This window comes from Marinibactrum halimedae (assembly GCF_021234875.1).
Lineage (GTDB): Bacteria > Pseudomonadota > Gammaproteobacteria > Pseudomonadales > Cellvibrionaceae > Marinibactrum > Marinibactrum halimedae.
Window position 1 is genome coordinate 1 of record NZ_JAJQVM010000070.1, and the last position, 3625, is coordinate 3625.

Genomic DNA, 3625 nt, shown 5'->3' on the forward strand with positions numbered 1-3625 from the left:
GATTTTTAGATCTGTAATGCTAAAATGTCGCTGCGATATTTTGTGCGAGCTTGACTCGCATAAAATTCGTAGCAATCAAGCGAAGCCAATCTGCTTCGCATGACACAGAATTTTGAACAGCCTCGTTCTTGATTCCTAATGTATTCCCGGATCATCTGCTCATCTAATCCAACAGTGCTCACACAATACCCTCTCGCCCAGAAATGGCGTCCCGTAAAATTCCGCCTCACCTGCAAATAGTCCCTGAATATTCGAATCGCAGATTTGCCCTTTAAAAAACCTATCGTGTTCGCAACACTGAATTTTGGAGGAATCATCAGCAGCATATGAATATGGTCCTTCATCGCATACCCTTCAACTAACTCAATGCCCTGCTGACGACATAATTCACGAAGAATACCTCCGATATCTCTCCTTAGAGTCCCGTAAATCCACTTCTTCCTATATTTCGGCACAAATACAACATGATATTTGCAATAATGTTTAACGTGAGCTTGGCTTTGCCAGTCTCTCATAATGGCCTCCTCTAGAACTTGCCGGTTCAAAGGGGGCCATTTTCTACTCTGCACGCCGTTATGGCAGAGCCTTTTCGTGTCTCACCGCCAGAGGCGGTGGTTTACCAAGATTTAATTATTTACATCGATCATTCTGACCTTCTTCGAAGAAAATAAAACAAAATCCCACCGAGTATAGGAATAATCAATACAAAACTGTACACAATAAAATTCCATTCAACACTGTATGCATAAAATAAATTTGCACATACAAGAACAAAAAATTCTGTAAAAATAATTATTTTTTTTCTGCCAAATGTATGCTCAAAGCTATAAAAAGTTAGCATTGAATTCGCATAGGTAGAAATAATAAAAGAAGTCGCTAAGACAGCTAAATCAATATCATTATTCCAACACAATAAAAAAAACAGAAAACAACCAGTAATTACGACCCTACTATGCCTATTTAATTCTACCCAAACATTTTCAGACACCATATCGTTAACATTCCCCTTGACTTGTACACTCCGCAGTGCTCACTGCTTTAGAGCCTATTGTAGAACCTGCAACACCTGCTGAAGCTGAAGTCTCTCCAGGAAGATCGGCAGCGGCAGCTCTTGCATTTGCAGCGTTCTGCACTTGAGCTTTTCTAGCGCCAGGCTTGTTAGCGATCCTAGTTTTTCTACTGGCCTCTTTAGTTAAAACTTTCTGACCAGACGATTTATTTGTAGCGCTCGCCGCAGCATCACCAGCCACCTTGCCCACACTTTGTCCTAGAGCGACATCTATAGCCACCCCCTTAAGGGTCACTTCTTTACCTGATAGCAAGGTACCTGTAGCACTAGCAGTAGCATCAGTAGCAACATTAGCTGCTATAGCAGTTTTCACACCCAAGCCCAGTTTTGCTACATTAGCAGCCATGCCCGCACCAACAGCACCAGCGATGCCAGAAGCGACTACAGATTGCACACTAAAACCATCTTGCGCTCCCGCTGCTATAGCTACACCTTGAGCAGCCACATCTAGCACTCCACCTATGGCCATTCCAGCAAGCCAGGCAAATTCCCCTGTCGGATCAACCATATTCACAGGATCATTCCCAACATAAGCATAAAGATTCATCTGATCTTCATACCCAATCGGATCTACTTGCAGAAACCTACCAAGGCTTGGGTAGTATATTCTTGCTTTGTAATACTGCAACTCCAGCCCCGGCAGATTTAACTGTCCGGTGTAGCCAAATCGTCCTTCATTTAAGCCACTGGGCACACCAAATTCATTGTAGGTATGATGGCGTTAATGACGCCTTGGCGATCCACTTCGGCGATGATGGAGCCTTGGTGGATAGCTAAAGAGTTATTGGAAAGCCTGATTTTAAAGCACAATGCTAAACGGGCTTTTGCTAATAAGTTAGTTTAAATAAAAAAGCGGCTAAGGGAGATGCCTTGCCGCTTTTTTATTTTTATAGTTTATTTTACTCATTCAAATTCAGAGTCATGAGCTTTGACAGCCTCATTTATTGAATCAAACCAATCACACCTATACTCTGGTGATTCTTCTAAAATTAATTCAATTGCCTGCTGATCAAGCTGAGAAATATCATTCTCATTTACAGGGGAGTGATAAAAATCTGCATTTTGAACACAGTATTTATCTAATTCTAAATCCTGAAAACAAAAATAACGAGTGACCGAACCATCTGTATTTTTTTTCCATAATATTATTTCTTTTAATATTTTCACGTATCTCCTCAGAAAAGGACCCATTGTTCATAGACCCAGTAACAGCCCCATCAACTAAAGCAGCAGAAGACACAAGGGTGCTCTCGATTATTACTATGCTATTGCATAGAAGCAGAATAATAATGCCCCTCCTCAAATTCCCAAATGCCTTCATCTTCGAGTGACTCCATTACTTGATATGCTTTATGAACATTAACATCGGGAGGCATATCTATTGAATAGAGGCGCCTCTCATTCGCTGACGAACCTTCAAAACTACACCCCAACTCCTTTAATGGCTCCCAATAATTTAAAAAGTATTCATGATCTTTATTTTTCGGAAGTTTTATTCGATAAGTCGAATGACCTCCCCTGGAAGCCAAACCAGAAAATACTTTTTCACCATTGACTTCCTTAACAAAAAATTCATCGCAAAAGCTAATATCAAAAGCATAGAAGGGAGAATTATCCAGTACATACCTATTATCAGCTGTATGTTGAGCAAACATTCGCTCAACAGCCCCATACTCGCTAGAAATAGGAAAAGATATTTTTACTCTGGCCATTAAACTGTCCTCTATTGCTTCTGCTTCGGCTGCCACTCATCGGGATTTCTTGCTCCTTTAGACCTATTACAAGTCCTGCAAGAATCTCCTTCATTTTCAGGAGTGTTATTCCCACCACGGCTTTTAGGGTCAATATGATCCCTCTCCCTTGAGTTTGGTTTACCTTGCTCGTTAGTAGTTTTAGTACCGCAATAACGACATGGAACACCCTCTTTAGACTCCTTTACTTCCGGTTTTTCTGGTTTAAATCTTTTTCCTGCACCAGGCCCACCAGTTGACCCCTTCTTACCATCTGAGCCAGGTTCTCTATCTGAGGTTTTAGGTTCATCACTTGATGTATCTGAATCCTCAGTGCTTTCTACAGCGGCAACACCAAGAAGTGCGCCAACAATCGCTGATGCTGCATTACCAACAGCTTTACGACAAGCAGGGCTTACTGCACAAATACCAGCGGCGACCTGTATGTATTTTCCCGTTGGATCATTATTGGTAAGCGGATCATTCCCAACATAAGCATAAAGATTCATCTGATCTTCATACCCAATCGGGTCTACTTGCAGGAAACATCCCCCTACATGCAGATCATACCCACAATCCCTTTTTTCCTAGTGCTTTCAGACACTTAACTGCATTTTTCGCCGGTATCAGCGCAGTCTAAACAAAAAAATTTTCCGACGCACTTTTTTCTATAAATTAGGGGCGCGCTAGCGCCCCTTGGGCCTTACCAAGGCACCACTAAGTCATCGTATTCACTCCGTATTTTTCTCACGATTTCCTGAAGATCATCGATGCGATCCCACGCTTCAACCACGCTGTAACCATCCGGGATAAAGTCCATTCGATC

At 41.8% G+C, this 3625-nt stretch carries 3 protein-coding genes and 2 pseudogenes; all 5 read right to left on the reverse strand.

Going from position 1 to position 3625, the window contains the following annotated elements:
• Positions 1 to 122: 122 nt before the first annotated feature.
• Positions 123 to 515 (reverse strand): annotated as a pseudogene (gene tnpA / locus LU351_RS20050) (IS200/IS605 family transposase); the annotation flags it as partial.
• Positions 516 to 995: 480 nt separating this feature from the next.
• Positions 996 to 1766: pseudogene (locus tag LU351_RS20055) on the reverse strand (RHS repeat-associated core domain-containing protein); the annotation flags it as partial.
• 206 nt (positions 1767 to 1972) lie between these two features.
• Positions 1973 to 2236: a hypothetical protein gene (locus LU351_RS20060; RefSeq protein ID WP_232595868.1), complete on the reverse strand. Its 264-nt coding sequence runs from the start codon at positions 2234 to 2236 to the stop codon at positions 1973 to 1975.
• A gap of 98 nt (positions 2237 to 2334) precedes the next feature.
• Positions 2335 to 2817, reverse strand: a complete 483-nt coding sequence (locus LU351_RS20065; RefSeq protein WP_232595869.1) for a DUF4265 domain-containing protein — start codon at positions 2815 to 2817, stop codon at positions 2335 to 2337.
• A complete protein-coding gene (locus tag LU351_RS20070) occupies positions 2793 to 3362 on the reverse strand; it encodes an HNH endonuclease (protein ID WP_332840168.1) in 570 nt (189 codons plus the stop codon). The genes LU351_RS20065 and LU351_RS20070 overlap by 25 nt, the downstream gene beginning before the upstream one ends.
• Between the last annotated feature and the right edge of the window lie 263 nt (positions 3363 to 3625).